This is a genomic window from Cryocola sp. 340MFSha3.1, assembly GCF_000383315.1.
Classification (GTDB): Bacteria; Actinomycetota; Actinomycetes; order Actinomycetales; family Microbacteriaceae; genus Leifsonia.
Genome location: NZ_KB911087.1, coordinates 977,406 through 1,003,125 on the forward strand (window position 1 = coordinate 977,406; position 25,720 = coordinate 1,003,125).

The window sequence follows — 25,720 nt, forward strand, 5'->3', positions numbered from 1 at the left end:
GGCTGACCGTCAGCGCCGCGCGGCGGACGCCATGTCGACCAGCTCGCGGGCGTGGGCGAGGCCGCTCTCGGAGTCCGGAAGGCCGGAAAGCAGGCGGGCCATCTCGGCGATGCGCTCGTCGCCGTCGAGTCGCCTCACGGACGACTCCGTCACGGCGCCGTCGCTCCCCTTGACCACGGTCAGGTGGTTGGTGGCGAACGCGGCCACCTGGGCCAGGTGCGTGACGACGATGACCTGCGCGGTCTCGGCGAGCCGCGCGAGGCGGCGGCCGATCTCGATGGCGGAGGCGCCCCCGACGCCGGCGTCGACCTCGTCGAAGATGAAGGTGGGCACCGGGTCGCTGCCCGCGATGACGACCTCGATCGCCAGCATCACGCGCGACAGCTCGCCGCCCGATGCACCTTTGCCGAGCGGGCGGGGCTCGGCGCCGGGATGCGGCTGAAGCAGGATGGCGACCTGGTCGCGGCCGCTCGCGGTGTAGGCCTGCGGGTCTGCGTCGTCGCGCTGCGTCACCTCGACGACGATGCGCGCGTCGGGCATGGCCAGCGCGGAGAGCTCCTCCGTGACCGCTTCGGACAGGCGTGCGGCGGCGGCCGTGCGCTCGGCGCTCAGGCCGGCGGCGAGCTCGGCGACCAGCGCGGCATCCGCCTCGACCTCCTGCGTCAGCTCTCCGATGCGGTCGGCGTCGCCGTCGAGCTCCAGCAGGCGCAGGCTGCCCGTCTCGAGCGTGCGGATGACGTCGTCGAGGGTCGGGCCGTACTTGCGGATCAGGATCGCGAGCTCCGAGCGGCGCTCCTGCACCACCTCCAGCTCGTTGGCCCCGTCGGCGTCGAGCGTCGCGAGGTAGGTCGACAGCTGCGCCGCGATGTCGGAGATCAGGTAGTTCGCTTCCGCGACCGACTCGGCGAGCGGCTGGAGGGCGCTGTCGTGGGGTGCGACGCGCTCCAGCTGGCGGCGTGCGTTGTCGAGCAGGCCCAGAGCGTCTGTGCCCTCGGACTCCTCGGCGCTCAGCAGCTCACGGGCGGCGCCCGCGGCGAGCCGGAGGTCTTCCAGGTTGGTGAGGCGCTCGGCGCGTTCGGCCAGCTCGTCGTCCTCGCCCGGCTGCGGTGCTACTGCTTCGATCTCGGCCATCGCGACCCGCAGATCCTCCGCCTCACGTGCGCGGCGGTCCTGATCGGCGATCAGCTCGTCGAGTTCGGCGCGGTTGTCGCGCCAGCGGTGGAACACTTGCTCGTAGGTGGCCAGCTGCTCCGCGAACAGCGGACCGGCGAACCGGTCGAGGGCGGCCCGCTGGGCGATCGCCGAGCGCAGCCGGATCTGATCGGACTGCCCGTGGACGACCACGAGCTGCTCGCCGAGCTCGGTCAGCACCGAGACGGGCGCGCTGCGACCGCCGACGACGGCGCGCGAGCGGCCCTCGGCCGAGACGGAACGGCTCAGCACGAGCTCCGCCTCCGCGGTGTCGATGGGGTCGACGTCGCCGCCGGCGTCGCGAACACGTGCGACGACCTCGCCCGACGACGGCACGCGCCAACGGCCCTCCACCCAGGCCTGCGGACTGCCGAGGCGGACCGCGCCGGTGTCGGCACGCTCCCCGAGCAGCAGGCCGAGCGCCGAGACCACCATGGTCTTGCCCGCGCCGGTCTCGCCGGTGATGGCCGTGAATCCCGCGCCGAGCGGGAGGGAGGCGTCGGCGATGACGCCCAGGTCTTTGATCGAGATCTCCTCGATGCCTCCGCGTGCGTCAATCACGACCGACCGGCCCCCTCCAACCCGTCACGGGGAGGTCGAACTTGTGCACAAGACGGTCGGTGAAGGGCCCGGGGTGGAGCCGAGCCAGCCGCACCGGGATGGGCGAGCGCCGCACGACGACACGCGCCCCCGGCGGGAGGTCGAACGGACGGCGGCCGTCGCACCAGAGGATGCCGGCGCCGCCCGCACGGTCGAGCAGCTCGACCGCGAGGGAGGAGTCCGCATCCACCACCAGGGGCCGGGAGAACAGGGCGTGCGCACTCAGCGGCACGAGCAGCAGCGCGGCGACGCCGGGCCAGACCACCGGGCCGCCCGCGGAGAACGAGTACGCCGTCGAGCCGGTCGGCGTCGACATGACGACGCCGTCGCAGCCGAAGCTCGACATCGGGCGGCCGTCGACCTCGATCACGACTTCGAGCATCCGCTCGCGGCTGGCCTTCTCGACCGTGGCCTCGTTGAGAGCCCAGCTCTCGTAGACGACCTCACGGCCGACCTTCACCCGGGCCGACAGCGTCATGCGCTCCTCGACCTCGTAGTCCTTCTCCAGCCCGCGGGCGACCGCGGTCTCGAGGTCGTCGCGCTCGCTCTCGGCGAGGAAGCCGACATGACCGAGGTTCACGCCGAGGAGCGGAGCCGAGCAGCCGCGCACCAGTTCGGCCGCGCGCAGGATGGTGCCGTCGCCGCCCAGGACGATGACGAGCTCCAGTTCGCTCGGGGCCACGTCGTCGCCGAGCACCGCCACCGCGTCGAGCGACGGATCGGCCTCCAGCAGGTCTCGTCGCTCATCGGCGCTCAGCACCGGGACGACGCCCGCGTCGAGCAGCTGCCGGGACACCCGGACACCCGCCTCGAGGGAGTCCTGACGACCGGTGTGCGCGACGACGAGGATGTACCGCGTCGCTGCACCCATCAGTGTCACGTTCCCTCCTGTCGAAAAGCCGTTCTCCCATTCTGTCTGTTTTCACGCGCAGGGCGAGGCCACGCGGCCAGGTTTGTGGAGAACGTTCACCTAGCGCGAAAGTCGCACGACCTCGTCGCGCAGCCCGGACGGGTCCGGCGCGCCCGAGCGCAACCAGACCAGGAACTCGCGGTTGCCGTGCCCTCCGGCGATCGGCGACGGGATGAGGCCCGCCGTTCCGAGGCCGACGTCGTGAGCCGCCCACAGCACGTCGGACACCGCGTCGGCCCGGAGGCCCGCATCCCGGACCACGCCCTCGCGGATGCCCTGCCGCCCGACCTCGAACTGCGGCTTGATGAGCAGGAGGAAGTCGGCGCCGCGGACGGCCGTGGCCACCAGTGCGGGAAGCACCTGCGTGAGCGAGATGAACGACAGATCGGCCACCACGAGGTCCGGGCGCACGTCGTCGCCGGTCAGACCGGCGAGCACCTCGGGCGAGAGGGAGCGGACGTTGACGCCCTCGTACGATTCGAGGCGCTCCTCCCCCGCCAGCGCGGGCGACAGCTGGCCGTGCCCCACGTCGACGGCGATCACGCGGGCGGCGCCGCGTTCCAGCAGCACCTGCGTGAAGCCCCCGGTGGATGCGCCGGCGTCGAGAGCGATCCGGCCCGCCGGGTCCACTCCGAAGCCGTCGAGGGCGGCGATGAGCTTGTGAGCGCCGCGGCTGACGTAGTGGTCGGCTCCGGCGATCCGCAGTTCCTGCCCGTCGCCGACCTTCGCCGCCGCGCGGACCACCGGCTGCCCGTCGACGGTGACCAGCCCCTCCGCGATCAGAGCGGCCGCGTGCGACCGAGAGCGGGCGAGGCCGCGCTCGGCCAGGGCGACGTCGAGCCGCTGCTCAGCTCCGGCCATGGTCGTCGTCGCCCTCCAGGGTGCGACGGAGCTGCTCGTGGAGGTTCGCGTAGGCGTCGGCCCGTGCGGCCAGCGGCTGCTCCTCGATCACATCCAGCCGGTCGACGAGGCCGCCCTCGTCGACCGATCCCTGCGGTTCATCGGACATGGCTCAACCGTACGTCAGCGCCTCACGCGACGAAGACACCCGCGAGGGTCTTCTTTCCGCGTCGCAGCACCACCATGTCGCCGGGCAGCACCGAGGAGCCGATGGGCTGCTCCGCGTCCTCGACCTTTGCGTTGTTGACGGAGACGCCGCCCTGGGCGACCGCGCGCCGCGCCTCGCCGAGGCTCGACGTCAGCCCCGTGTCGACGAGCGCCTGCGCGACCGTCGTCGACGGCGCGGTGGTGGTCGTGTTGGGGAGTTCGCGGAGGGCGGCCTCGAGCGTCGCCGCGTCCAGGTCGGCCAGTTCGCCCTGGCCGAAGAGCGCCTGGGAGGCCGCGATGGCCGCCTCGGTCGCCGCGACGCCGTGCACGAGCGAGGTGACCTCGAACGCGAGCCGTCGCTGCGCCTCGCGCTTGAACGGCTCGTCGGCCACCTTCTGCGCCAGCTCCTCGATCTCGGCCCTGGACAGGAAGGTGAAGATCTTGAGCCGGTCGATCACGTCGGCGTCGTCGGTGTTCAGCCAGAACTGGTACATCGCGTACGGCGTCGTCAGCGTCGGATCGAGCCAGACGGCGTTGCCCTCGCTCTTGCCGAACTTGGTGCCGTCGCTGTTGGTGATCAGCGGCGTCCCGATGGCGTGCACGTGCGCGCCCTCGACCTTGCGGATGAGCTCGGTTCCGCTGGTCAGGTTGCCCCACTGGTCGCTTCCGCCGGTCTGCAGCACGCAGCCGTACTGGCGGTAGAGCTCGAGGAAGTCCATCCCCTGCAGGATCTGGTAGCTGAACTCGGTGTACGAGATGCCCTCGTCGGAGTTGAGGCGCGCGGCCACCGCATCCTTCTTGAGCATGGTGCCGACACGGAAGTGCTTGCCGATCTCGCGCAGGAAGTCGATCGCCGACATCGGCGCCGTCCAGTCGAGGTTGTTCACCAGCCGGACGGCGTTGTCGCCCTCGTCGGAGAGGAAGCGGGTGACCTGCGCCTGCAGGTAGCCGACCCACTCCGCGACGGTCTCCTTGGTGTTGAGGGTGCGCTCGGCCGTCGGCCGGGGGTCGCCGATCAGGCCGGTGGAACCGCCGACCAACCCGAGCGGCCGGTGGCCGGCGAGCTGGAGGCGCCGCATGGTGAGCAGCTGCACCAGGTTGCCGAGGTGGAGGCTCGGCGCGGTCGGGTCGAAGCCGCAGTAGTACGTGATCGGGCCGCCGGCCAGGAGCTCCTTGAGGGCGGTCTCATCCGTCGACACGTGGATGAGTCCGCGCCACTTCAGCTCGTCCCAGACGTCGTCGAAGGACGCGTCGTTGGCCTGTGCGGCGAGCCCGTGCGCGCGGACGCTGTCTGCGCTGCTGCTCGGATCGCGGGAGAGGGCGGTTTCTGACACGCGTTCAGGTTATCAGCGGGTGTCCCGGCGGATGCAGCGCGGCAGGCGACCCGCGATCAGGGCAGCAGACCTGATGGACTGGTCATCAGGCTGAGAGACCTGATATCATCCTCATCAGGCCCACGGCCCTGATGAAGGAGGCCCGGATGTTCGTGATCACCGCCGACCAGGTCGACAGCCGACGGCGCGCCGACATCGTCGCCCCGACGCTCGACGCCATCCATGAGCGCTACGGCGAGCGTCTCGCCCTGCCACCGGACCGCAACGCCGGAGACGAGCTGCAGACGCTGACGGCGGATCCGGCGACGGCACTCGACCTCGTCCTCGATCTCACCCGCGACGGGGCCTGGAGTGTGGGGCTCGGACTGGGCGACGTGCGCCTCCCCCTGCCGGGCAACACCCGGGAGGCCACCGGGGATGCGTTCATCGCGGCGCGCGCGGCGGTCACCCGCGCAAAGCGCACCCCTGCCCGATTCGCCGTCGAGGCGGTCGCCGCCGAGGAGCCCGCAGCGGACGCGGAGGCGCTGCTCACCCTGCTGCTGACCCTCCGCGAGGGGCGCACCGCCGCCGGCTGGGAGCTCTACGACCTCGTCTCGTCCGGACTCACCCAGGCCGAGGCGGGCGCCCGGCTCGGCATCACCCCGCAGTCGGCCAGCGATCGTGCGCGGGCCGGGGCGCTCCGTGCAGAACTGGCGGCCATCCCGGCGCTGACTAGGCTGTTGGCACGTGCCGACGCGGCCCAGGCCGATCGACGGAAAACCGAGGAGGACGCATGACCACGTGGCCGCCGGTGCCGGTGCTGCTGAACCAGGTGGCGCCGCACGCGCTCTGGGTGCTCGCCCTCCTCCTGCTGCTCGCCTCACTCGGCTGCATCGTGGCCACGTTGCGGACACCGCGTCGCCCGCTGGTCTACTGCGCGACCGCATTGCTGGCCGCTTCCCTGGTGATCGTCCTCATCCCGGCGCAGCACGCGCCCTTCGTGCTCAGGCTGCCGATCGGTGCAGCCGCCCTCGCCCTGGCGGTGCTCGGCGGCTGGCCCGTCTCGCAACTGGTCCTCGCGCTGGCCACTCGAAGCACGACCGAGCCGAGCGCCCACGGCGGCATCCTGGTGCGAGCGGTGACGCCAGAAGGCGACACGACGACCCGCGAGGTGCTCCGTGGCGGCACCACCATCGGCCTGCTGGAGCGGCTGGCCGCGGCCGGGACGATCATGGCCGGCTTCCCCGAGGGGCTGGCCGTTTTGGTCGCCATCAAGGGCGTCGGCCGGTTCACGGAGCTCGAGGAGGCCGAGGCGCGCGAGCGCTTCATCATCGGCACCCTGACCAGCATTATCTGGGCGTGCGTCTGCGCGGCCGTGTTCCGGATCGTGGCCGGCTGAACCGCGCCGCCACGGCATCCCGTCAGTCGTCGGACTTGGGATGCCGCTTGTACGGCGAAACGGTGGGGTCGCCCGTCAGCCAGTAGCGCCACGGGTACGCGAGTCCGCCGCCCGCCCCGGAGACTCCCGTCCTCGGTCCGGTGGAGTACTCCGCCTGCTCCGTCGGCAGCAGCAGCTCGAACGGCGGGCGGAAGAGGTCGGCGCCGTCGTCGGCGAGGCTCATCCCGGCGGCGACGACGAGTCGTGCCGGTCCCCGCGCGAGGTCGCGGTGCGGGATGCGGCGGCCGCTGCCCCCGACCCGCCGCGCCTCGGCGAGGTCCTCCCCCTCGATCACCTCCGCCGCGCGCAATAGCACGGCGGTCGCCTCGCCCTCCGGCGAGCAGACGACGTTGGCGCACACATGCATCCCGTACGTGAAGTAGGCGTACAGGTGGCCGGGCGGCCCGTACATGACGGCGTTGCGGCGGGTGCGTCCGCGGAAGGCGTGCGACCCGGGGTCGAGGCCGTCGCCGATGTACGCCTCCACCTCGGTGATCCGCAGCCCGACCGTCCCCTCCGGCGTCTCGTGCCGGAGCACGGCGCCGAGCAGCTGCGGCGCGACCTCGAGCGACGACGCCAGGAAGACGTCGCGCTCGGGCCGGTACAGCGTCACGTCAGAAGATCCGGCCGCCCGCGGCGACGGCGACGACCAGCCCGATCACGATGACGGCGACGGCGAGCACCACGACGGCCGGGATGATCCAGGGTCGCTTCCGCTCGGGTTCGAAACGCGCCATCAGACCAGGTCCCTTCTGGATGCGCGGAGGGCCAGCGCGGCCTTCCTCACGTGGTCGGTGAGAGCCGCCAGCTGCTCGGCGACGCGGTCGGGCGCGGTGCCGCCGACGCCGTCGCGGCTCGCCACCGATCCCTCCACCGAGAGCACGGAGCGGACCTCGGGCGTCAGCAGGGGTGAGATCGCCGCCAGCTGCTCGTCGTCCACCTCGTGCAGCTCCAGCCCGTTCTCCTCGGCGAAGCGCACCAGGCTGCCGCTCAGTTCGTGGGCGGTGCGGAAGGGGACGTGCTGCTTGACGAGCCACTCGGCCACGTCGGTCGCGAGCGAGAAGCCCTGCGGTGCCAGCTCCGCCATGCGGTCCGTGTGGAAGCGCAGTGTGGCGACCATGCCGGTGAAGGCGGGAAGCACCGTCTCGAGCGTCCGCACCGAGTCGAACACCGGCTCCTTGTCCTCCTGCAGGTCGCGGTTGTACGCGAGCGGCAGTCCCTTGAGGGTGGTGAGGAGACCCGTGGCGTTGCCGATGAGGCGACCGGCCTTGCCACGCGCGAGCTCGGCGATGTCGGGGTTCTTCTTCTGCGGCATGATCGACGAGCCCGTCGAGTAGCCGTCGTCGAGGGTGACGAACCCGAACTCGCGCGTGTTCCAGAGGATGATCTCCTCGGCGAACCGCGACAGGTCGACACCGATCTGGGCGGCGACGAACGCGAACTCGGCCACCACATCCCGTGCCGCCGTGCCGTCGATCGAGTTCTCGGAGCTGCGGGCGAAGCCCAGCTCGCGCGCGACGAGCAGGGGGTCGAGTCCGAGGGTGGAACCGGCGAGGGCGCCGGAGCCGTACGGAGAGACGTCGGCCCGGCGGTCCCAGTCGGCCAGACGCTCCAGGTCGCGCACCAGCGGCCAGCAGTGCGCGAGCAGGTGGTGCGCGAGCAGCACCGGCTGGGCGTGCTGGAGGTGCGTACGCCCTGGCAGGATGGCGGCGGGATGCGCGTCCGCCTGGGAGGCGATGGCGTCGATCAGCGCGATGAGCTGCTCGGCGATGACGCCGGCGTGGTCACGCAGGTACATCCGGATGAGCGTGGCGATCTGGTCGTTGCGGCTGCGGCCGGCGCGCAGCTTGCCGCCGATCTCCGCCCCCGCCCGCTCGATCAGTCCGCGTTCGAGGGCTCCGTGCACGTCCTCGTCGGTCTCGGCCGCGACGAAGGCGCCGGACGCGACATCGCGGTCGAGCTTGTCGAGAGCGGCCAGCATCCCGTCGAGCTCCTCGGGCGTGAGGTACCCCGCCGCGGCGAGCGCCCGGGCGTGCGCCCGGGACCCGGCGATGTCGTACGCGGCGAGCTGCCAGTCGAAGTGGGTCGACTTGCTCAGCGCCGCCAGCTCGGGCGATGGACCGCCGGCGAAGCGGCCGCCCCAGAGGGACCCCTCGCCGGTGCGGCCGACGCCGCCGGTCTCGCCTGTTTCGCCCGTGTCGGTCATGCTGCCGTCTCCTCGTTCTTCGCGAGCAGCCAGGCGAGCAGCGCCTTCTGCGCGTGCAGGCGGTTCTCCGCCTCGTCCCAGATGACGGACTGCGGGCCGTCGAGCACCTCCGCGCTCACCTCGTAGCCGCGGTAGGCGGGCAGGCAGTGCAGGAAGACGGCGTCCGGAGCGGCCAGCCCCATCAGTCGCTCGTCGACCGTGTAGTCGCCGAAGACGGCGACGCGCTCCGCCTTCTCGTCCTCTTTGCCCATCGACACCCAGGTGTCGGTGACCATGACGTCCGCACCGGCGGCGGCCTCTGCCGGGTCGGTCAGCACCGTCACCGAGCCGCCCGTGCGCTCGGCGATGGCGCGCGCATCCGCGACGATCGCCTCGGCGGGCGCGTAGTCGGCCGGCGCCGCGATACGCACGTGCATGCCCGCGGTCGCCCCGCCCAGCAGGTACGAGTGCGCCATGTTGTTCGCTCCGTCGCCGAAGTAGCTCATGGTGAGCCCCGCCGTACGGCCCTTGTGCTCGCGGACGGTGAGCAGGTCGGCGAGGATCTGGCACGGGTGGAAGTCGTCCGACAGCGCGTTGATGACCGGGACGCGCGTCCCCTCGGCCATCTCCTCCAGTCCCGCCTGCGCGTAGGTGCGCCAGACGATCGCGGCGACCATGCGCTCCAGCACCCGGGCGGTGTCGGCCAGCGACTCCTTGCCGCCGAGCTGGCTCTCGCCGCTCTGGATGATCAGCGGGCTGCCTCCCAGATCGGCGATGCCGACGGAGAACGAGACGCGGGTGCGCGTCGACGTCTTGTCGAAGATCACCGCGACGGTCTGCGGGCCGGCGAGCGGCTTCGCCGAGAAGCGGTCGCGCTTCAACACGGCTGCGAGGTCCAGGATCTCCGCCTGCTCGGCGGGCGCGAGGTCGTCGTCGCGGAGGAAGTGCCGGGTCATGCTGGCCCTTTCGTGGATCGGGGGTGGTACGGCGCGGAGTTACAGGGTGGCGAGAGCCCGAGCGAAGCGGTCTCGGAACTCCGCGAGCTCGGCGTCGCCGACGATGAGCGGCGGAGCCAGGCGGATGCTCGACTCGTTGGGGGCGTTGATGATGAGACCGTTGGCGAGCGCGGCGTCGGAGAGGCGGTGCGCCTCGCCGTCCGTGAGGCCGATGCCGATGAGCAGGCCGTGGCCGCGCACATCCCCGATCAGCGGCGACTCGAGCGACCGGATGATCTCCTTCAGCTCCTCCCCGCGCCGGGCGGCGTTGCCGACCAGGTCGGAGCGCTCGATCTCGGCGAGCACGGCGTTGCCCGCCGCGGTCGCGAGCGGGTTGCCGCCGAACGTCGATCCGTGCTGACCCTGGGTGAACAGGTCGGACGCCCAGCCGAACGTCACCAGGGCGCCGATCGGCACACCGCCGGCCATGCCCTTCGCGACGGTGACGGCATCGGGAAGGATGCCCTCGTGCTGGTACGCGAACCACGCGCCGGTGCGGCCGACCCCGGTCTGGATCTCGTCGATGATCAGCAACGCTCCGTGCTGCTCCGTGAGCTCGCGCGCCCGCTTCAGGAAGCCCGCCGGCAGGTCGAGGACCCCGGCCTCGCCCTTGATCGGCTCGACGAAGAGCGCGGCCACGTGATCGTCGATGGCCGCTTCGAGCGCCGCGATCGTGGAGTCGATGTGCTGCACTCCCCCGGGCAGCGGCTCGAACGCCTCCCGCATCGGCGGCTTGCCGGTGAGCGCGAGCGACCCCATGGTGCGGCCGTGGAACGCGTTGTTGAGAGCCAACACCCGCGTCTTCCGGCCGTGCGGGCCACGATTCAGGCGGGCGAGCTTGAACGCGGCCTCGTTGGCCTCCGCGCCCGAGTTGCCGAACAGCACCCGGCCGCGGTCGCCGGCGCCCGTGATGGTGCGCAGACGGCCGGCGAGCTCCAGCTGTGGAGCGGTCGAGAAGTAGTTGGAGACGTGCGCGAGCGTCGCGACCTGACGGCTGACCGCATCCACCAGGACCGGATGTGCGTGCCCGAGCGAGTTGACCGCGATCCCGGCGAGGAAGTCGAGGTACTCGTTACCGTCGACGTCCCACACCCGGCAGCCCTGGCCGTGCGACAGCATCACCTTGGGCGTCGCCAGCGTGCGCATGATCGTCTCGCCGAACGGCGTGCGCCAGGCTCCGTCGCGCCACTGCGCTCCGGGTGCCGGGCTCTCGGGCTCTTCCGTCATGGTCCTGTTCCATTCCTGGTCCTCGCTCACGCGGGCACCACCTCCGTCCCGATGCCGGCCTGCGTGAACACCTCGAGCAGGATCGAGTGCGGCACCCGCCCGTCGATGATCGCCGCTTTCTCCACTCCACCGTCGACCGCGTCCAGGCACGCCGCCATCTTCGGGATCATGCCCGACTCCAGCGACGGCAGCAGGTCGCGGAGCTCGTCCGCGCCGATCTTCGACAGCAGCGAGTCGCGGTTCGGCCAGTCGCTGTACAGCCCGGCGACGTCCGTCAGGATCACCAGCTTGGCGGCCCCCAGCGCGACCGCGAGCGCCGCCGCCGCTGCATCCGCGTTGACGTTGAGCGCCTGGGCCGCGTCGTCGATGTCCGGCGCGATCGACGACACGACGGGGATGCGTCCGGCGGCCAGCTGCGCCAGCACGGCTTCGGGATCCACGGCGACGACGTCTCCGACGAGGCCGAGGTCGACCTCTTCGCCGTCGATCACCGCCGCGCGTCGCCGGCCCTGGAAGAGCCCGGCGTCCTCGCCCGAAAGTCCTGCCGCGAGCGGGCCGTGCTTGTTGATGTTGCCCACGATGTCGCGGTTGATCTGCCCGGTCAGTACCATCCGGACGACCTCCATGGCCTCCGGGGTCGTGACGCGGTAGCCGCCGCGGAACTCCGAGTCGATGCCGAGCCGGTCGAGCATGGCGGAGATCTGTGGACCGCCGCCGTGCACGACGACCGGGCGGAGACCGGCGTAGCGCAGGTAGACCATGTCCTCGGCGAAGGTGCGCTGCAACTCCTCGTTCACCATGGCGTTGCCGCCGAACTTCACCACGATGATGCGGTCGTGGAAGGTCTTGAGCCACGGCAGCGACTCGATGAGGGTCTCGGCCTTCGCCGCAGCGGCCGCGTGGTCGCGTTCGGCGGCGTCCGCAGCCAGGTCTCTCTCGGTCTGGTCGGTGTCCATGTCGTCCGTCGCGGTCATCAGCTGGCGTACGCGCTGTTCTCGTGCACGTAGTCGTGCGTGAGGTCATTGGTCAGGATGGTCGCCGTCTCCTCGCCCGCGTGCAGGTCGATGAGGATGTGGACCGCGCGCGGCGTCAGGTCCACCAGCTCGCGGGGCTGGTCGGGCTCGCCCGCCGTGCACACCTGCACGCCGTTGATCGCGACGTCGATCCCGTACGGGTCGAACTCGGCGTCGGTCGTGCCGACGGCGGCGAGCACCCGGCCCCAGTTGGGGTCGTTGCCGAAGATCGCGGCCTTGAACAGGTTACTGCGCGAGACCGCCCGGCCGACGACGACCGCGTCGTCCTCGCTGGCGGCGTTCACGACCTCGATCGCGATGTCGTGGGACGCGCCCTCCGCATCGGCCTGCAGCTGCTCGGCGAGGTCGCGGCAGACGTCCGTGAGCGCCCGCGCGAACTCGTCGTCGCCCGGCTCGACACCGCTCGCTCCGGAGGCGAGGAGCGCGACGGTGTCGTTGGTCGACATGCAGCCGTCCGAGTCGAGGCGGTCGAACGTGACGCGCGTCGCCCGGCGGAGGGCCGCATCCAGCTGGTCAGAGGTCCGCACGGCGTCGGTCGTGATGACGACGAGCATGGTGGCGAGACCGGGCGCGAGCATCCCGGCGCCCTTCGCCATGCCGCCGACCGTCCAGCCGTTCGGCGACCGGAACTGCGCCTCCTTGGCGCGGGTGTCGGTGGTCATGATGGCCTCCGCCGCGCCGAGACCGGCATCGCGGGCGAGCGCGTTGGCGGCCGTCGTGACACCGGCGACCAGCTTGTCCAGCGGCAACTGATCGCCGATCAGACCGGTCGAGCAGACGAGGACGTCACCGGCCGAGACCCCCAGTTCGGTGGCGACGGCCTCCGCGGTCGCGTGCGTCACCTGGAAGCCGTGCGAGCCGGTGTAGCAATTGGCCCCGCCCGAGTTGAGGACGATGGCGGAGACCACGCCGTCTTGGATGACCTGCTCGCTCCAGAGCACCGGGTTGGCCTTGCACCTGTTGGTGGTGAAGACCGCGGCCGCAGCGTTCAGCGGGCCGAGGTTCTTCACGAGGGCGAGGTCGCGCCGCCCGCTGGCCTTGAGGCCGGCGACGACGCCCGCCGCGGCGAACCCGGAGGCTGCTGTGACGCTCACGAGTGTGCTCCCGTCGCCGGCGGTTCCGCCGTCTGGGCAGGGCTCGACGTTCGCGTCACGGTGCGACTCCGTTCACGGTCAGGCCCGCGGTCTCGTCGAGTCCGAGGGCGATGTTGACGGATTGGATGGCCGCTCCGGCCGTCCCCTTGTACAGATTGTCGATCGCGAGCACGGTCACGACCCGGCCCGATGCGGCATCCAGCGCCACTCCGATCAGCACGGTGTTCGCTCCGAGCACGTCGGAGGTGCGCGGCACCACGCCCGCGGGCAGCACCTGCACGAACGGCTCCCCGGCGTACGCCTCCTCCCACGCGGCCTGGACCTGCGCGGCGGTGACGCCGGGCTTCACCCGCGCGGTCGAGGTCGCGAGGATGCCGCGTGACATCGGCACCAGCACCGGCGTGAACGACAGCGTCGGCGATCCGGCGCCCGCCTTCCGCAGATTCTGCTGGATCTCGGGGATGTGCCTGTGCGTCCCGCCCACCGCATACGGGTTGGCGGAGCCGAGGATCTCGCTGGCCAGGTACATCGTCTTCAGCGACTTGCCCGCGCCCGACGGGCCGACCGCGAGAACCGCGACGATGTCCTCGTCATCGATCAGCCCGGCCTGGATGCCGGGAGCGAGGGCGAGAGAGACCGCGCTCGCGTTGCAGCCGGGAGCGGCGATCCGCCGTGCGCCGACGAGGCGGTCGCGTTGCTTGCCCGACACTGCGGCGCCACTGCCAACGGGCAGCTCCGGCACGCCGTACGCCCAGGCGCCGAAGTGCTCGCCGCCGTAGAACGCCGCCCAGTCGGCCGGGTCCTCCAACCGGTGGTCGGCGCCGCAATCGACCACGACCGTGTCGTCCGGCAGCTGCGCCGCGATCTCGCCGGACGTGCCGTGCGGGAGCGCGAGGAAGACGACGTCGTGCCCGCTGAGCGTCTCCGGGCTCGTCTCCTGCAGGGTGAGGTGCGCGAGGGAGCGCAGGTGCGGCTGGTGCGCGATGAGCGGATGGCCCGCGTTCTGGTGCGCGGTGACGGTGCGGACCTCGAAATCGGGGTGCCCGGCGAGGATGCGCAGCAGTTCACCGCCCGCGTATCCGGAAGCGCCTGCGACGGCGACCGAGAAAGTCATGCTTGTTCCTTGTTCGAGTGGACGACGGTTGTCTCGGCGACGGCGGCGCCCACGTCGATCCACTGGTCAGGACCGCCCGGAACGCCGCCTAGCTTCGGCGGTCGCGCAGGCGTCGGCGCATGGCGCGGGCGGCGAGAGCCGCACGCGTCGAAACGGTGCACCGGACGGAAAGCATGGGACAACCCTAGCGCTCCTGCCCGGGCGGTCACCAAATCCGGGCCGCGATGCACGCGACCGGCATGCACGCGACCGGTCCGGGTCCGCGGCGAGGGGATGTGTCTCGCTGCGGTCCGGGACCGGTCGGGGGTGTCGCGTCAGGATCGCGTGACGGCTACTCGCGGATCGTGGCGCCGAACAGCTCGCCGGCGCGCGCGGCGCCCGCCAGCTTGGCCTCGCTCGCCTCGGCGGCGGTGAGGGTGCGGTCGTCCGCGCGGAAGCGCAGCGCGAAGGTCAGGCTCTTGTGCCCGTCCGGGAGTCCTGGGCCGCGATAGTCGTCGACCAGCCGGATGTCTTCGAGCAGCTCACCGGCACCCGCGCGGACGGCACGGAGCAGCTCTCCTGCCGGGACGTCCTCGCGCACGACGAGCGAGAGGTCCTGCGTCGCGGCCGGGAAGCCCGCGATGACGCCGGCGACGATGTCGACCGGTGCAACGGCGATCAGAGCGTCGAGGTCGAGCTCGAACACGGCGACGACGCGCGGCAGGTCGAGGTCGTGAGCCAGGGCTGGGAGCAGCTCCCCCGCGTAGCCGACCGGGACCTCGGCTCCGTCGGCGCCGAGGGCGACCAGGCGCGCCGTGCGGCCCGGGTGCAGCGCCTGGTGAGACGACTGCACGAGGTCGACCGTCACGCCGACGGCCGCGGCGGTCTGCCGCACCATGTCGAGCGCATCCACCAGTCCGGCCGGCACGGCGGTCAGGCCCGGCTGCTTCTCGACGGCGTTGCCGACGACGAGGCCCGCGAGGTGGCGCGGCTGCGCCGGGATGCCCGCATTGAGCCCGGCGAGGATGTCGGCTCCGGGAAGCGCGGCACCCGGCGGAAGCGTCTCGCTGCCGATCGAGCCCTCCGAGGGGCGGAAGACGGTGCCCAGCTCGTAGACCTTGAGGTCGACGAGCCCGCGCGCGAGGTTGCGCTTGGCGGCATCCAGCAGGCCGGGGAGCAACGACGTGCGCAGGTACGGCGCGGTGGCGTCGAGCGCGTTCGCCAGCCGTACGGCGAGTACGCCGCCCGCCTCGGCGGAGCCGAAGAGGTCGTTCTGAGCCTCGCTCACGAACGGGAAGGACAGCACCTCGGTTGCGCCGTTGTCGGCGAGCGTCTGCGCGACAGCACGACGCAGGCGCTGCTCGCGCGTGAGCCCACGGCCGGGAGGCGCGACCGGCAGCACCGACGGGATGCGGTCGTAGCCGACGATGCGGGCGACCTCCTCCGCCAGGTCGGACTTGTCACGGAGGTCGGGGCGCCACGTCGGCGGCACGACCAGCAGGTCGTCGCCCGACTCGGTCACCGTCCCGCCGATCTCGGCGAGCGCTCCGCGCACCTCGTCGTCGGTGAAGTCGACGCCGATCAGCGAGGCGATGTACCCCTTCGGCAGGCGGATGGCCTCGGCGGTCTCCGAGGCGTCCAGCAGCGAGCCGAGGTCATCCGCGCGGCCGCCGGCGAGCTGCTCGAGCAGCTGGACGACGCGTGCCGCCGCGGCGACGGCGACCTGCGGGTCGACCCCGCGCTCGAAGCGCTTGGACGCCTCGCTGGGCAGCTTGTGACGGCGTGCCGTCCGCGCGATCGACACCGGGTCGAAGTTGGCGGCCTCGATGAGCACGTTGCGGGTGCCGTCGCCGATCTCGGTGGAGGCGCCGCCCATGACGCCCGCCAGGCCGATCGCGCCGGAGTCGTCGGAGATGACGAGGTCTTCCGGGTCGAGGGTTCGGGTCTGGTCGTCGAGGGTGACGAGCTTCTCCCCCGGCGTCGCGCGTCGCACGACGATGCCGCCGGACAGCTTGTCGAGGTCGTAGCCGTGGATCGGCTGGCCGAGCTCGAGCATGACGTAGTTGGTGATGTCGACGATGAGCGAGATCGACCGGATGCCGGCGAGCTTGAGGCGCGCGATCATCCACGGCGGGGTCGGGCGGGACCCGTCGACGTCACGGACGACGCGGGTCACGAAGACGCTCGCGCCGACTCGGCCGCGGATGGGCGCGGTGTCGTCGACCGTCACGCTGAAGCCGCTCGGGTGATCGGCCACGGAGCCGACGGGCACCGCATCGGCCGGGTCGCGGAAGGCCGCGCCGGTCGCGTGCGAGTACTCGCGGGCGATGCCGCGGATCGAGAACGCGTACCCGCGGTCGGGCGTGACGTTGACCTCAACGGCGGCGTCGTCGAGCCCGAGCAGGGCAACGGCGTCCGCCCCGACCTCCGGGTCGAGCCCGAGCGTGGACAGGCGGAGGATGCCGTCGTGGTCCTCACCGAGGCCGAGCTCGCGGGCTGAGGCGATCATCCCGTCGGAGACGTGCCCGTAGGTCTTGCGTGCGGCGATCGGGAAGGGCCCGGGCAGTACGGCGCCGGGCAGGGTCACGACGACCTTGTCACCCTCGAAGAAGTTGCGGGCGCCGCAGACGATGCCGCGCACGTCGGCACCGCCGTCGGCGGCGTTCTGGCCCTCGGGCGCGACGCGCACCTGGCACCAGCGGATGGTCTTGCCGTTGCTCTGCGGCTCCTCGACGAACTCGAGCACCTGACCGACGACGATCGGGCCGCTCAGCTCGAAGGTGTGGATGTCCTCCTCCTCGAGTCCGACGGACACGAGGGCGGCGTGCACCTCCTCCGGGGTCGTGCCGGGCTCCAGGTCGACGAACTCGCCGAGCCAACTCAGGGGGACGCGCATCAGACCACCATTCCGAACTGCTGGGAGAACCGGACATCGCCCTCGGCCATGTCGCGCATGTCCTTGACGTCGTTGCGGAACATCAGTGCCCGCTCAACGCCCATCCCGAACGCGAAGCCGGAGTAGACGTCCGGGTCGATGCCGGCGGAGCGCAGGACGTTGGGGTTGACCATGCCGCAGCCGCCCCACTCGATCCAGCGGGCACCACCCTTGAAGGTGGGATGCCACAGGTCGAGCTCTGCGCTCGGCTCGGTGAACGGGAAGTAGTTGGGGCGCAGGCGCACGCGCGCCTCGTCGCCGAACAGCGTCTTGACGAAGTGGTCGAGCGTTCCGCGCAGGTGGGCCATGGTGAGGCCCTTGTCGACCGCGATGCCCTCCGTCTGGTGGAACACCGGGAGATGCGTCGCGTCGAACTCGTCGGTGCGGAAGACCCGGCCCGGGGCGATCCGGTACACCGGCAGGTCGTCTCCCAACAGGGCCCTCAGCTGCACCGGGGAGGTGTGCGTGCGCATCACGAGGTGCGCGTCCGTCGGCTCGACGAAGAAGGTGTCCTGCATGGCGCGCGCCGGGTGGTCGGCGTCGAAGTTGAGGGCGTCGAAGTTGTACCACTCGCTCTCGAGCTCCGGGCCCTCCGCGACCTCCCAGCCCATGCCGACGAAGACGTCGGCGATGCGCTCCTGGAGCAGGCTGAGCGGGTGCCGGGCACCGGGCGTCCACCGCGACGGGAGCGCCGTGACGTCGACGGTCTCCGCGGTGAGCTGAGCTGCCTCCTCCGCCGCGGCGATCTCGGCCTCCTTGGCGGTGAACGCCTGGGTGACGCGTGCTCGTGCGCCGCCGACGAGCTTGCCCGCCGCCGCCTTCTGATCGCCCGGGAGCGAGCGGATGCTCGCGTTCAGCCGGGCGAGGGGCGAACCCTCGGCCGTGTGGTCGTGGCGCACCGCCTTCAGGGCCGCCGAGTCGTGTGCGGCGTCGATCGCGGCGAGCGCCGCGCTGACCGCCGACTCGACCGCGGATTCGGTGATCTCCGTGGAATCTGACACGGTCACCCAGTCTAGTCGGCGCGAGCCCGCGGTCTCGGCGCGGCGACCGGCCTGTGGATGGAGCCTGTCTGTGGAGAAATCGCGCTCAGGAGCGCTGTGCGAACGCCGACTCGTACAGGCAGACGGAGGCGGCCGTCGCCAGGTTCATCGACTCAGCCTTGCCGTAGATCGGGACGGTGACCACCCGATCCACGAGCTCGAGCAGCTCGTCGGCGAGCCCGTGCGCCTCGTTGCCGAACACCCACGCGGTCGGCCGCGCGAGCTCCCCGTCGCGTCGGGCGGAGAGGAGGTCCTCCCCCTTGATGTCGGCGGCGAGCACCTGAAGGCTCGCAGTGTGCGCCCGTCCGACGACGTCGGCCAGGTCGGCGCCGACTGCGACCGGCAGGTGGAAGAGGGATCCGGTCGTCGAGCGGACCACCTTGGGGTTATAGAGGTCGACCGTGCGGCCGCTCAGCACCACCGCATCCGCCCCCGCCGAGTCGGCCGCGCGGATGATCGTGCCCGCGTTGCCGGGGTCGCGCACCTCTTCGAGCACGGCGACGAGCCGCGGCGAGCCGGCGAAGATGTCGCGGATGGAGGTGGGGAACTGCCGCGCCACGGCCACGAACCCCTGCGGCGTGACGGTGTCGGCCATCGCATCCAGCACGTGCTCGGAGACGAACTCCACCTCCATCCCGGCGTCGGACGCCGCGCGTGCGATCTCCGGGTACCGCTCGAGCGCCGTCGGCGTCGCGAACAGATCGACGACGAGCTCCGGACGGAAGGCGAGGGCCTCCTCGACGGCCTGCGGCCCTTCCAGGAGGAACAGCCCGGTCTCGGCACGGGCCGGGCGCTTGGCGAGCTTGGCGACGGCCCTGACGCGCGGTGAGCGCGGGTTGTCCAGCATGGCACCAGCTTAGGGGCGGAGGGCCCCGCGCCTGCGGGTCGCAACACGCCGTTATGGCCGGGCCATAACGGCGTGTTGCGACCTACAGGCGTGACGGGCACGCAGAACGGCCCGGCCGACGTGAGTCGACCGGGCCGTTCGTGGATGCGTGCGTTACGCCGCGGCGTCCGCCTTCGGGGCCGACGTGTCGGCCGGCAGCGCCTTCTTGGCGGTCTCGACGAGGGCCGCGAAGGTCGCGGGCTCGTTCACGGCCAGCTCGGCGAGGATGCGACGGTCCACCTCGACGCCCGCCAGGGCCAGGCCCTGGATGAAGCGGTTGTAGGTGAGGCCGTTGGCGCGGGAGGCCGCGTTGATCCGCTGGATCCACAGACGACGGAAGTCGCCCTTGCGCTTGCGGCGGTCGTTGTAGGAGTAGACCAGGGAGTGGGTGACCTGCTCCTTGGCCTTGCGGTACAGGCGCGACCGCTGACCGCGGTAGCCCTCGGCGCGCTCGAGGATGACCCGACGCTTCTTGTGGGCGTTGACCGCCCTCTTCACTCTTGCCATTAGTCGATTTCCTTCTTAAGTGCGTGTCGGGGGTTACTTGCCGAGCATCCGGCGGATGACCTTGGCGTCCACCTCGGGGACGACCTGCTCCTGGTTCAGCCGGCGGGTGCGACGGCTGGACTTGAGCTCCAGGTTGTGGCGCATGCCGGACTGCTGCTTCATGACCTTGCCGCTGCCGGTGATCTTGAAGCGCTTCTTGGCGCCGGAGTGGGTCTTCTGCTTGGGCATTACTTCTCCTCGTTCGTCGCCTGGGCGGGCGAACTCTCGTCGGACTGAGCAGCGTCGGCTGTCTCAGCAACCGCGTCCTGGTCGCGCCCCTGGGCGCGCGCCTTGGTAGCGGCACGTACTGCGTTGGCCTCGGCCTTGGCCTCGGACTTGTTCTTCACCGGGCTGATGATCATCACCATGTTGCGCCCGTCGATCGTGGGGTTGGACTCCACCGTGCCGAGCTCGGCGACGTCCTCCGCGAAGCGCTGCAGCAGACGCACGCCCTGCTCCGGACGCGACTGCTCGCGGCCTCGGAAGAGGATCATGGCCTTCACCTTGTCGCCGGACTTCAGGAAGCCTTCGGCGCGCTTGCGCTTGGTCTCGTAGTCGTGCTTGTCGATCTTGAGGCGGAAACGGACCTCTTTGAGGATCGTGTTCGCCTGGTTGCGCCGGGCCTCCTTGGCCTTCTGCGCAGCCTCGTACTTGAACTTGCCGTAGTCCATGATCTTGGCGACCGGCGGCTTGGAGTTGGGCGCGACTTCGACCAGGTCGAGGTCGGCCTCCTGCGCGAGTCGCAATGCGACCTCGATCTTGACGACACCGACCTGCTCTCCGCTGGGGCCGACGAGTCGTACTTCGGGGACGCGGATACGGTCATTCGTACGGGGTTCGCTGATGTCTGTCTCCTCTGATCAAGCGATTCTTCGCGAGCCACGGGCCGTCGGTGACGGTCCGGCGAAAGAGGAGGTTCCACGCACCAGCGTGGCCTGCGATCTGACGATCACAGGCCTGGTACAGCACCCTGACTACCCTCGCGTTCGCACGCGGTGGCGGAGTGCAACGACCCGGTAACCTATAAAACGGTCAAGCGCGGGTGGGAGGAATCTCCACTTTCGTACCGGGACAGAAGTCCCGGAGCCCGAACGATTCTAACAGAGGAATGCAGTGAGCGACACATCCTTCACCTTCGACGACTCCGGCCACGACGAGGACGGTGTGGCCGAGGCCACCCGCGACATCGCCGAGGTGCCCGCCGTCGAGGTGATCACCACCACCGCAGTGCACCTGATGAGCGCCGCCGCCGTCAAGTGCGGGCTGGCGGACGACCCGGAGCACCAGACGGATCTGGATGAGGCGCGCAAGCTGATCGACGCCCTCGCCGGACTCGTCACGGCGAGCGCGCCGCACGTTGGCGACCAGCACGCCAGGAGCCTCCGCGACGGGCTCCGCTCGCTGCAGCTGGCCTTCCGCGAGGCGTCGGCGATCCCGGACGAGATCGGCAAGGGCCCCGGCGAGAAGTACACCGGCCCGGTCAGCTGATCATGGCGTTCACGCCGCCTCCCGCGTTCACGACGCGTCCCACCCTGCAGGGGACGTTCGGCATGAGCGCGTCGACGCACTGGCTCGCGACAGCGGCCGCCCAGGCCGTGCTGGAGCGCGGCGGCAACGCCTTCGATGCGGCAGCCGCGGGCGCCTTCGTGCTGCACGTCGTCGAACCGCACCTCAACGGCCCGGGCGGCGACCTCGTGGCGCTCTTCGCCACGGCGGACGACCCGACGCCGGTCGTGCTCTCCGGACAGGGCCCCGCACCGGCCGGGGCGACCCGCGAGCACTACCTCGCGGAGGGGCTCGAACTGGTGCCGGGCTCCGGCGCGCTGGCCGCGGCCGTCCCGGGCGCCGTGGATGCGTGGCTCCTCCTGCTGAAGGACCACGGCACCTGGGAGCTCGCCGACGTGCTCGCGTTCGCCATCGGCTACGCGGAGGGTGGGCATCCCGTACTCGAGCGGGTGTGCGCGACGATCGAACGCGTCGCACCCCTGTTCACCGAGCACTGGCCGACGTCGGCCGAGCGGTGGATGCCGGGAGGCCGCATCCCGGTGCCCGGCGAGCTGATCGTCGACCCGGCGTATGCGCGGGTGCTGCGCGGCCTCATCGCCGCGGGCGACGGCGCAGCGAGCCGGGAGGAGCGGATCGAGGCGGCGCGCACGGAGTGGGCGACGGGATTCGTCGCCCGGGCCGTCGAGGAGTTCGTGCGCACCCCGCACCGCCACTCCGACGGAGGCGACCATGCCGGCGTTATCGCGGCATCGGACTTCGCGGGGTACCGGGCGTCGTACGAGCCGGCGGTGACCCTCGAGTTCCGCGGGAACACCATCGCGAAGACGGCCGCGTGGAGCCAGGGGCCGGCGCTGCTCGCGACCCTCGCCATCCTGGACGGCTTCGACGACGACCGCCTCGATCCGTCGACCGAGCTCGGCGCGCACACGGTGCTGGAGGCGCAGAAGCTCGCCTACGCCGACCGCGACGCCTACTTCGGCGACGACGACGTTCCTCTCGGCACGCTGCTCTCGCCCGCCTATGCGGCCGAGCGTCGCGCACTGATCGGCGACCGGGCGTCCGCCGAGTTCCGTCCGGGGGTGCTCCCCGGCCGCGAGCCCTTCGCACCGCCGCTGCGCACCGCGTACACCCCGCCGTCCGGTGTCGCGGCGGAGGGCGTCGGAGAACCGACGGTGTCGCGGACCGGCGAGACGCGCGGAGACACCTGCCACATCGACGTCGTGGACCGCTGGGGCAACATCGTCTCGGCGACGCCGTCCGGCGGCTGGCTGCAGTCGTCCCCGACCATCCCGGAGCTGGGGTTCTGCCTCGGCACCCGCCTGCAGATGACCTGGCTGGAGGAGGGCTCCGCGTCCACCCTGACGCCCGGGCGCCGGCCCCGCACGACGCTGACGCCGACCCTGGTGCTGCGCGACGGCGTCCCGGTGACCGCACTCGGCTCCCCCGGCGGCGACCAGCAGGATCAGTGGCAGCTGCTGTACCTGCTGCGCACGATCGTGGGCGGCTACTCCCCGCAGCAGGCCGTCGACGCTCCGGCGCTGCACACCACCTCCATCGCGGAGTCGTTCTGGCCGCGCACCTGGGTTCCCGCCGGCGCCGTCGTCGAGGACCGTCTCGGCGACGACGTCATCGCGGGTCTGGAGGCGCGCGGCCATTGGGTCACCCGCGCCGGCGAGTGGACGCTGGGCCGCCTGTCGTCCGTCGGCCGCGACCCGCAGACGGGCGTGCTGAGCGCCGCCGCCAACCCGCGCGGCCAGCAGGGCTACGCCGCCGGCCGCTGACGGCGCGGCGCGTCAGGCCACGGCCTCGACCGCGCGACGGACGGCGGCGACCGTTCGGCCCGCCTCCTCTGCGTCGGTCAGCCAGTTGCTGACGGAGAAGCGCAGCACGGCCCGGCCCTGCCAGGTGGACGGGGAGGCGAGGGCGGCGCCGTCGGCGAGGAGTGCCGCTCCGACCGCGCGGGTGCGGTCGTCGCTGCCGAAGGACGCGCAGACCTGCGTGTAGACGACCTCGTTGAGCACCTCCGCACCGGGGATGCCGCGGATGCCGTCGGCGATCACCGTCGCCGCGTCCGCCAGCTGCTGGACCAGCTCGGCCACGCCGAGGCGGCCGAGCTGCGCGAGCGTCGCGTACGTCGTCAGCCCGCGGGCGCGGCGAGAGAGCTCCGGGACGCGGTCGCTCGGGTCGGCCACGTCGGCGGAGGAGGCGAGGTACGCCGCGTGCTGGGCCATCGCACCGTGCAGGGCGGCAGGATCGGCGACGACCGCGATGCCGCAGTCATAGGGGACGCTGAGGGTCTTGTGCGCATCCGTCGCCCACGAGTCCGCGCCCTCGATGCCGTCGGTCAGCGCGCGCAGGCTTGGGGCGGCGGCGGCCCAGAGCCCGAAGGCGCCGTCCACGTGCACCCAGGCTCCGGCGGCGTGCGCGATCTCGATCAGTTCCGCGAACGGGTCGAACGCGCCCGAGTGGATGTTTCCCGCCTGCAGCACGACGAGCGCCGGCCCGCCTCCGTCCGCCAGGGCCTCGCGCAGGGCCTCCGGCAGCATCCGCCCCTGAGCGTCCGCCGCCACGACCCTCCCGCGCCCGAGCCCGGCGAGGTGAGCGGCGCTGTCTACCGAGCCGTGCCGTTCGGCGCCGACCAGCACGCGGATGCGCGGTGACCCCGCCAACCCGTCGCCTGGGTCCCATCCGGCCCGTCGCAGGAGTTCGTCGCGACCGCAGGTCAGTCCGACGACGTTCGCGACCGTCGCGCCCGTGACGAACCCCACTTCCGCGGTGTCGGGCAGCGCGAGCAGGTCGAGGAGCCACTCGGCCGCGAGTTCCTCCGCGCCGGCGACCCCGGGCGTGACAGAGCGGAGACCGGTGTTCTGGTCCCACGCCGAGGTCAGCCAGTCGGCGGCCAGCGCAACCGGCTGCGCGCCTCCCATCACCCAGCCGTGGAACCGAGGCGAGTGGATGCGCATGAGCCCCGGCTCGATCGCCGCCGACATCCGGCGGATTACCTCGACGGGGGCCGGTCCGCGGTCGGGCAGGGTGCGGCCGAGCGCATCCTTCACCCGCTCCACGTCGGTCTCGGGCGGGATGCGCCCGTCGCGGATACCGTCGAGCCAACGCTCCGCCGACCGCACCGCTTCGTCGAGCGGCTCGCGAAATCCCTCCGGATCAGTCACACGCGCATGCTAGTGCGGCCCGTGGTGCTCGTTGATGCTGCGTTTCGGGGGCCGAATGCAGCGCCGGCGAGCGCCTCGTCACCAGACGGGCGGGCGGCGATCGGCCCAGCGGAGGCGACGCTCCAGCTGCGCGGCCAGCGAGAGCAGCGTCCGCTCGCCGCCGGGGCGCCCGATCAGCTGCACGCCCATCGGCAGGCCGTCGGCGGTCTGCGACACCGGGAGGACGATGGCCGGGAGGCCGGTGACGTTCAGCATGGACGTGAACGGCGTGTACTGCACCTGCTGCTCGAAGTTGCGCTCCCCGTCCTCCTGGTCGTACCAGCCGACCGGGCGCGGGGTGAGCGCCATCGCGGGCGTCAGCACGGCGTCGAACGACGACAGCTGACGGATGAAGGACCGCTCGTACGCGGTGAGCGCCGAGAGCGCCTCGCTGAGCTCGCGGGCGCTGAGCGCGCGGCCGCGCCCGACCAGCCACGCCGTCAGCGGCTCGAGAAGCGCGAGCGTCTCCCCCTCGGCCGGGATGCGCGCCGCGCCCGCCTGCCAGATCGTCCGGAACGCCGGAGCGTACGTGTCGTCCGGCTCCAGCGCCGTCTCCTCGACGCCGTGCCCGAGAGCGGAGACGGCGTCGACGGCAACGGCGAGCGCCTCGCGCGCCTCCGGCGAGATACGGATGTCATAGGCGCTGTCCCAGGCGGACGTCGTCATCACGCCGAGCTGGAATCTGCCCTCCCCGCGCACGGCGGTCCCCAGGAACGGACCATCGTCGTCGTAGGGCGCGCGCAGCGTGTAGTGGTGGTCGATCCGGCCGTTGCGCTTCGCGATGATCCCGTCGAGCAGCAGTGCCGCATCCGCCGTGGTGCGCGCGATCGGCCCGTCGACGACGAGCCCCGCGAGCGACTCGATCCCGCTGCCGGCGGGCACCAGCCCGCGGGAGGGCTTCAGTCCGACGAGTCCGCACGCGGCGGCGGGGATGCGGATGCTGCCGCCGCCGTCGGACCCCGGGGCGAAGGGGAGCATCCCGGCCGCCACCGCCACCGCAGCCCCGCCGCTCGACCCGCCGGCGCCGAGCTCCGGATTCCAGGGGTTGCGGGCGGGCGGCGCGGCGAGCGACTCCGTGTAGGCCGGGAGCCCGAACTCGGGCGCGTTCGTCTTGCCGAGGCTCACCGCGCCCGCCGCATCGAGGGTCTCGACGATCTCGTCGCTCGTGTCGGGAACGAAGCCGGCCATCGCGCGGGAGCCGAACCCGGTGGGAACGCCGGCGCGCATCCACAGGTCTTTGTCGCCGGAGGGCAGCCCCCACAGCGGGGCGGTCTTGGGCACGCGCTCGGCCACCTCGTCGGCCCGCTCGAGAGCCTGCTCGCGCGTGACGGTGACGAATGCTCCCAGCTCGGGGTTCAGGCGTTCGATGCGGTCCAGGTAGTGAGTGGCGAGCTCCCGGGGCGACACCCGCCCGGACTGGAGTTCCTGCCAGAGTGCGAGCGCCGTCAGCTCGTGGAGGTCGGCCATGGGG

At 71.7% G+C, this 25,720-nt stretch carries 25 protein-coding genes; 4 read left to right on the plus strand and 21 right to left on the minus strand.

From position 1 onward, the window contains the following. Positions 1–9: 9 nt before the first annotated feature. The 5 genes from recN to tyrS form a co-directional block, all read right to left on the minus strand. Positions 10–1,752: a DNA repair protein RecN gene (recN, locus tag H284_RS0104715; RefSeq protein ID WP_020075334.1), complete on the minus strand. Its 1,743-nt coding sequence runs from the start codon at positions 1,750–1,752 to the stop codon at positions 10–12. Further along, positions 1,745–2,662, minus strand: a complete 918-nt coding sequence (locus tag H284_RS0104720) for an NAD kinase (RefSeq protein ID WP_018190182.1) — start codon at positions 2,660–2,662, stop codon at positions 1,745–1,747. The genes recN and H284_RS0104720 overlap by 8 nt, the downstream gene beginning before the upstream one ends. A 99-nt stretch (positions 2,663–2,761) precedes the next feature. After that, positions 2,762–3,562 (minus strand): TlyA family RNA methyltransferase, encoded by an 801-nt coding sequence (locus H284_RS0104725; protein ID WP_020075335.1) that lies wholly within the window; start codon positions 3,560–3,562, stop codon positions 2,762–2,764. Further along, complete coding sequence (locus H284_RS21005; RefSeq protein WP_018190180.1) at positions 3,549–3,710, minus strand: hypothetical protein; 162 nt, start codon at positions 3,708–3,710, stop codon at positions 3,549–3,551. The genes H284_RS0104725 and H284_RS21005 overlap by 14 nt, the downstream gene beginning before the upstream one ends. Before the next feature lie 22 nt (positions 3,711–3,732). Then, on the minus strand, positions 3,733–4,971 hold the full coding sequence (gene tyrS, locus H284_RS0104735) for a tyrosine--tRNA ligase (protein ID WP_442911222.1): 1,239 nt from the start codon (positions 4,969–4,971) through the stop codon (positions 3,733–3,735). 257 nt (positions 4,972–5,228) lie between these two features. Between tyrS and H284_RS0104740 the strand changes: the two genes are divergently transcribed. Beyond that, positions 5,229–5,858 carry a hypothetical protein gene (locus H284_RS0104740; RefSeq protein WP_020075336.1) on the plus strand — a complete coding sequence of 210 codons (630 nt, stop codon included), beginning with the start codon at positions 5,229–5,231 and terminating at the stop codon, positions 5,856–5,858. Then, positions 5,855–6,460: a hypothetical protein gene (locus tag H284_RS0104745; RefSeq protein WP_020075337.1), complete on the plus strand. Its 606-nt coding sequence runs from the start codon at positions 5,855–5,857 to the stop codon at positions 6,458–6,460. Before H284_RS0104740 ends, H284_RS0104745 begins: the two co-directional genes overlap by 4 nt. 22 nt (positions 6,461–6,482) lie before the next feature. Here H284_RS0104745 and H284_RS0104750 read toward each other — a convergent pair whose 3' ends face one another. The 14 genes from H284_RS0104750 to infC all read right to left on the minus strand — a co-directional run bounded on the left by H284_RS0104750 (position 6,483) and on the right by infC (position 20,379). Next, the gene (locus H284_RS0104750; RefSeq protein WP_020075338.1) at positions 6,483–7,112 is read right to left on the minus strand and encodes a DNA-3-methyladenine glycosylase; all 630 of its coding nucleotides are present in this window, start codon (positions 7,110–7,112) and stop codon (positions 6,483–6,485) included. 1 nt (position 7,113) lies between these two features. Next, a complete protein-coding gene (locus H284_RS21245) occupies positions 7,114–7,236 on the minus strand; it encodes a hypothetical protein (protein WP_018190175.1) in 123 nt (40 codons plus the stop codon). Next, positions 7,236–8,705 carry an argininosuccinate lyase gene (argH, locus tag H284_RS0104760; RefSeq protein WP_020075339.1) on the minus strand — a complete coding sequence of 490 codons (1,470 nt, stop codon included), beginning with the start codon at positions 8,703–8,705 and terminating at the stop codon, positions 7,236–7,238. The genes H284_RS21245 and argH overlap by 1 nt, the downstream gene beginning before the upstream one ends. Beyond that, positions 8,702–9,640, minus strand: a complete 939-nt coding sequence (gene argF, locus H284_RS0104765; protein ID WP_020075340.1) for an ornithine carbamoyltransferase — start codon at positions 9,638–9,640, stop codon at positions 8,702–8,704. Before argF ends, argH begins: the two co-directional genes overlap by 4 nt. A gap of 39 nt (positions 9,641–9,679) precedes the next feature. Continuing rightward, a complete protein-coding gene (locus H284_RS0104770) occupies positions 9,680–10,906 on the minus strand; it encodes an acetylornithine transaminase (RefSeq protein ID WP_020075341.1) in 1,227 nt (408 codons plus the stop codon). Positions 10,907–10,932: 26 nt separating this feature from the next. Continuing rightward, on the minus strand, positions 10,933–11,880 hold the full coding sequence (gene argB, locus H284_RS0104775; protein WP_020075342.1) for an acetylglutamate kinase: 948 nt from the start codon (positions 11,878–11,880) through the stop codon (positions 10,933–10,935). Then, on the minus strand, positions 11,880–13,034 hold the full coding sequence (gene argJ, locus H284_RS0104780; protein ID WP_020075343.1) for a bifunctional glutamate N-acetyltransferase/amino-acid acetyltransferase ArgJ: 1,155 nt from the start codon (positions 13,032–13,034) through the stop codon (positions 11,880–11,882). The genes argB and argJ overlap by 1 nt, the downstream gene beginning before the upstream one ends. Before the next feature lie 55 nt (positions 13,035–13,089). Next, positions 13,090–14,148, minus strand: coding sequence for an N-acetyl-gamma-glutamyl-phosphate reductase (gene argC, locus H284_RS0104785; RefSeq protein ID WP_020075344.1), 1,059 nt, complete (start codon positions 14,146–14,148; stop codon positions 13,090–13,092). 331 nt (positions 14,149–14,479) lie between these two features. Next, positions 14,480–17,023, minus strand: a complete 2,544-nt coding sequence (gene pheT, locus H284_RS0104790; RefSeq protein WP_020075345.1) for a phenylalanine--tRNA ligase subunit beta — start codon at positions 17,021–17,023, stop codon at positions 14,480–14,482. After that, positions 17,023–18,063, minus strand: coding sequence for a phenylalanine--tRNA ligase subunit alpha (gene pheS, locus H284_RS0104795; protein WP_029042822.1), 1,041 nt, complete (start codon positions 18,061–18,063; stop codon positions 17,023–17,025). The genes pheT and pheS overlap by 1 nt, the downstream gene beginning before the upstream one ends. 85 nt (positions 18,064–18,148) lie before the next feature. Beyond that, positions 18,149–18,949, minus strand: coding sequence for a TrmH family RNA methyltransferase (locus tag H284_RS0104800; RefSeq protein ID WP_020075347.1), 801 nt, complete (start codon positions 18,947–18,949; stop codon positions 18,149–18,151). Between the two features lie 153 nt (positions 18,950–19,102). Continuing rightward, positions 19,103–19,495: a 50S ribosomal protein L20 gene (rplT, locus tag H284_RS0104805; RefSeq protein WP_026307091.1), complete on the minus strand. Its 393-nt coding sequence runs from the start codon at positions 19,493–19,495 to the stop codon at positions 19,103–19,105. A 33-nt stretch (positions 19,496–19,528) separates the two neighbouring features. After that, the gene (gene rpmI, locus H284_RS0104810) at positions 19,529–19,723 is read right to left on the minus strand and encodes a 50S ribosomal protein L35 (protein ID WP_018190164.1); all 195 of its coding nucleotides are present in this window, start codon (positions 19,721–19,723) and stop codon (positions 19,529–19,531) included. Then, positions 19,723–20,379, minus strand: a complete 657-nt coding sequence (gene infC / locus H284_RS0104815) for a translation initiation factor IF-3 (protein ID WP_081626596.1) — start codon at positions 20,377–20,379, stop codon at positions 19,723–19,725. Before infC ends, rpmI begins: the two co-directional genes overlap by 1 nt. A 268-nt stretch (positions 20,380–20,647) precedes the next feature. Between infC and H284_RS0104820 the strand changes: the two genes are divergently transcribed. Together H284_RS0104820 and H284_RS0104825 are read left to right on the plus strand one after the other, a co-directional pair. Continuing rightward, positions 20,648–21,022 carry a DUF1844 domain-containing protein gene (locus H284_RS0104820; protein ID WP_018190162.1) on the plus strand — a complete coding sequence of 125 codons (375 nt, stop codon included), beginning with the start codon at positions 20,648–20,650 and terminating at the stop codon, positions 21,020–21,022. A gap of 2 nt (positions 21,023–21,024) precedes the next feature. Continuing rightward, positions 21,025–22,821, plus strand: coding sequence for a gamma-glutamyltransferase family protein (locus tag H284_RS0104825; RefSeq protein ID WP_020075348.1), 1,797 nt, complete (start codon positions 21,025–21,027; stop codon positions 22,819–22,821). Positions 22,822–22,833: 12 nt separating this feature from the next. Here H284_RS0104825 and H284_RS0104830 read toward each other — a convergent pair whose 3' ends face one another. Beyond that, complete coding sequence (locus H284_RS0104830) at positions 22,834–24,210, minus strand: pyridoxal phosphate-dependent decarboxylase family protein (RefSeq protein WP_020075349.1); 1,377 nt, start codon at positions 24,208–24,210, stop codon at positions 22,834–22,836. Positions 24,211–24,288: 78 nt separating this feature from the next. Then, a complete protein-coding gene (locus H284_RS0104835) occupies positions 24,289–25,716 on the minus strand; it encodes an amidase (RefSeq protein WP_020075350.1) in 1,428 nt (475 codons plus the stop codon). Between the last annotated feature and the right edge of the window lie 4 nt (positions 25,717–25,720).

What these genes read in the sequence shown, in the direction of transcription:
- H284_RS21005 (WP_018190180.1), bottom strand. Translation starts at nt 3,710, where the DNA reads ATGTCCGATGAACCGCAGGGATCGGTCGACGAGGGCGGCCTCGTCGAC.
- argB (WP_020075342.1), bottom strand. Translation starts at nt 11,880, where the DNA reads ATGACCGCGACGGACGACATGGACACCGACCAGACCGAGAGAGACCTG.
- H284_RS0104835 (WP_020075350.1), bottom strand. Translation starts at nt 25,716, where the DNA reads ATGGCCGACCTCCACGAGCTGACGGCGCTCGCACTCTGGCAGGAACTC.
- H284_RS0104800 (WP_020075347.1), bottom strand. Translation starts at nt 18,949, where the DNA reads ATGCTGGACAACCCGCGCTCACCGCGCGTCAGGGCCGTCGCCAAGCTC.
- H284_RS0104740 (WP_020075336.1), top strand. Translation starts at nt 5,229, where the DNA reads ATGTTCGTGATCACCGCCGACCAGGTCGACAGCCGACGGCGCGCCGAC.
- H284_RS0104725 (WP_020075335.1), bottom strand. Translation starts at nt 3,562, where the DNA reads ATGGCCGGAGCTGAGCAGCGGCTCGACGTCGCCCTGGCCGAGCGCGGC.
- H284_RS0104720 (WP_018190182.1), bottom strand. Translation starts at nt 2,662, where the DNA reads ATGGGTGCAGCGACGCGGTACATCCTCGTCGTCGCGCACACCGGTCGT.
- argF (WP_020075340.1), bottom strand. Translation starts at nt 9,640, where the DNA reads ATGACCCGGCACTTCCTCCGCGACGACGACCTCGCGCCCGCCGAGCAG.
- rplT (WP_026307091.1), bottom strand. Translation starts at nt 19,495, where the DNA reads ATGGCAAGAGTGAAGAGGGCGGTCAACGCCCACAAGAAGCGTCGGGTC.
- argC (WP_020075344.1), bottom strand. Translation starts at nt 14,148, where the DNA reads ATGACTTTCTCGGTCGCCGTCGCAGGCGCTTCCGGATACGCGGGCGGT.
- H284_RS0104825 (WP_020075348.1), top strand. Translation starts at nt 21,025, where the DNA reads ATGGCGTTCACGCCGCCTCCCGCGTTCACGACGCGTCCCACCCTGCAG.
- H284_RS0104770 (WP_020075341.1), bottom strand. Translation starts at nt 10,906, where the DNA reads ATGACGGAAGAGCCCGAGAGCCCGGCACCCGGAGCGCAGTGGCGCGAC.
- H284_RS21245 (WP_018190175.1), bottom strand. Translation starts at nt 7,236, where the DNA reads ATGGCGCGTTTCGAACCCGAGCGGAAGCGACCCTGGATCATCCCGGCC.
- H284_RS0104745 (WP_020075337.1), top strand. Translation starts at nt 5,855, where the DNA reads ATGACCACGTGGCCGCCGGTGCCGGTGCTGCTGAACCAGGTGGCGCCG.
- argH (WP_020075339.1), bottom strand. Translation starts at nt 8,705, where the DNA reads ATGACCGACACGGGCGAAACAGGCGAGACCGGCGGCGTCGGCCGCACC.
- pheT (WP_020075345.1), bottom strand. Translation starts at nt 17,023, where the DNA reads ATGCGCGTCCCCCTGAGTTGGCTCGGCGAGTTCGTCGACCTGGAGCCC.
- rpmI (WP_018190164.1), bottom strand. Translation starts at nt 19,723, where the DNA reads ATGCCCAAGCAGAAGACCCACTCCGGCGCCAAGAAGCGCTTCAAGATC.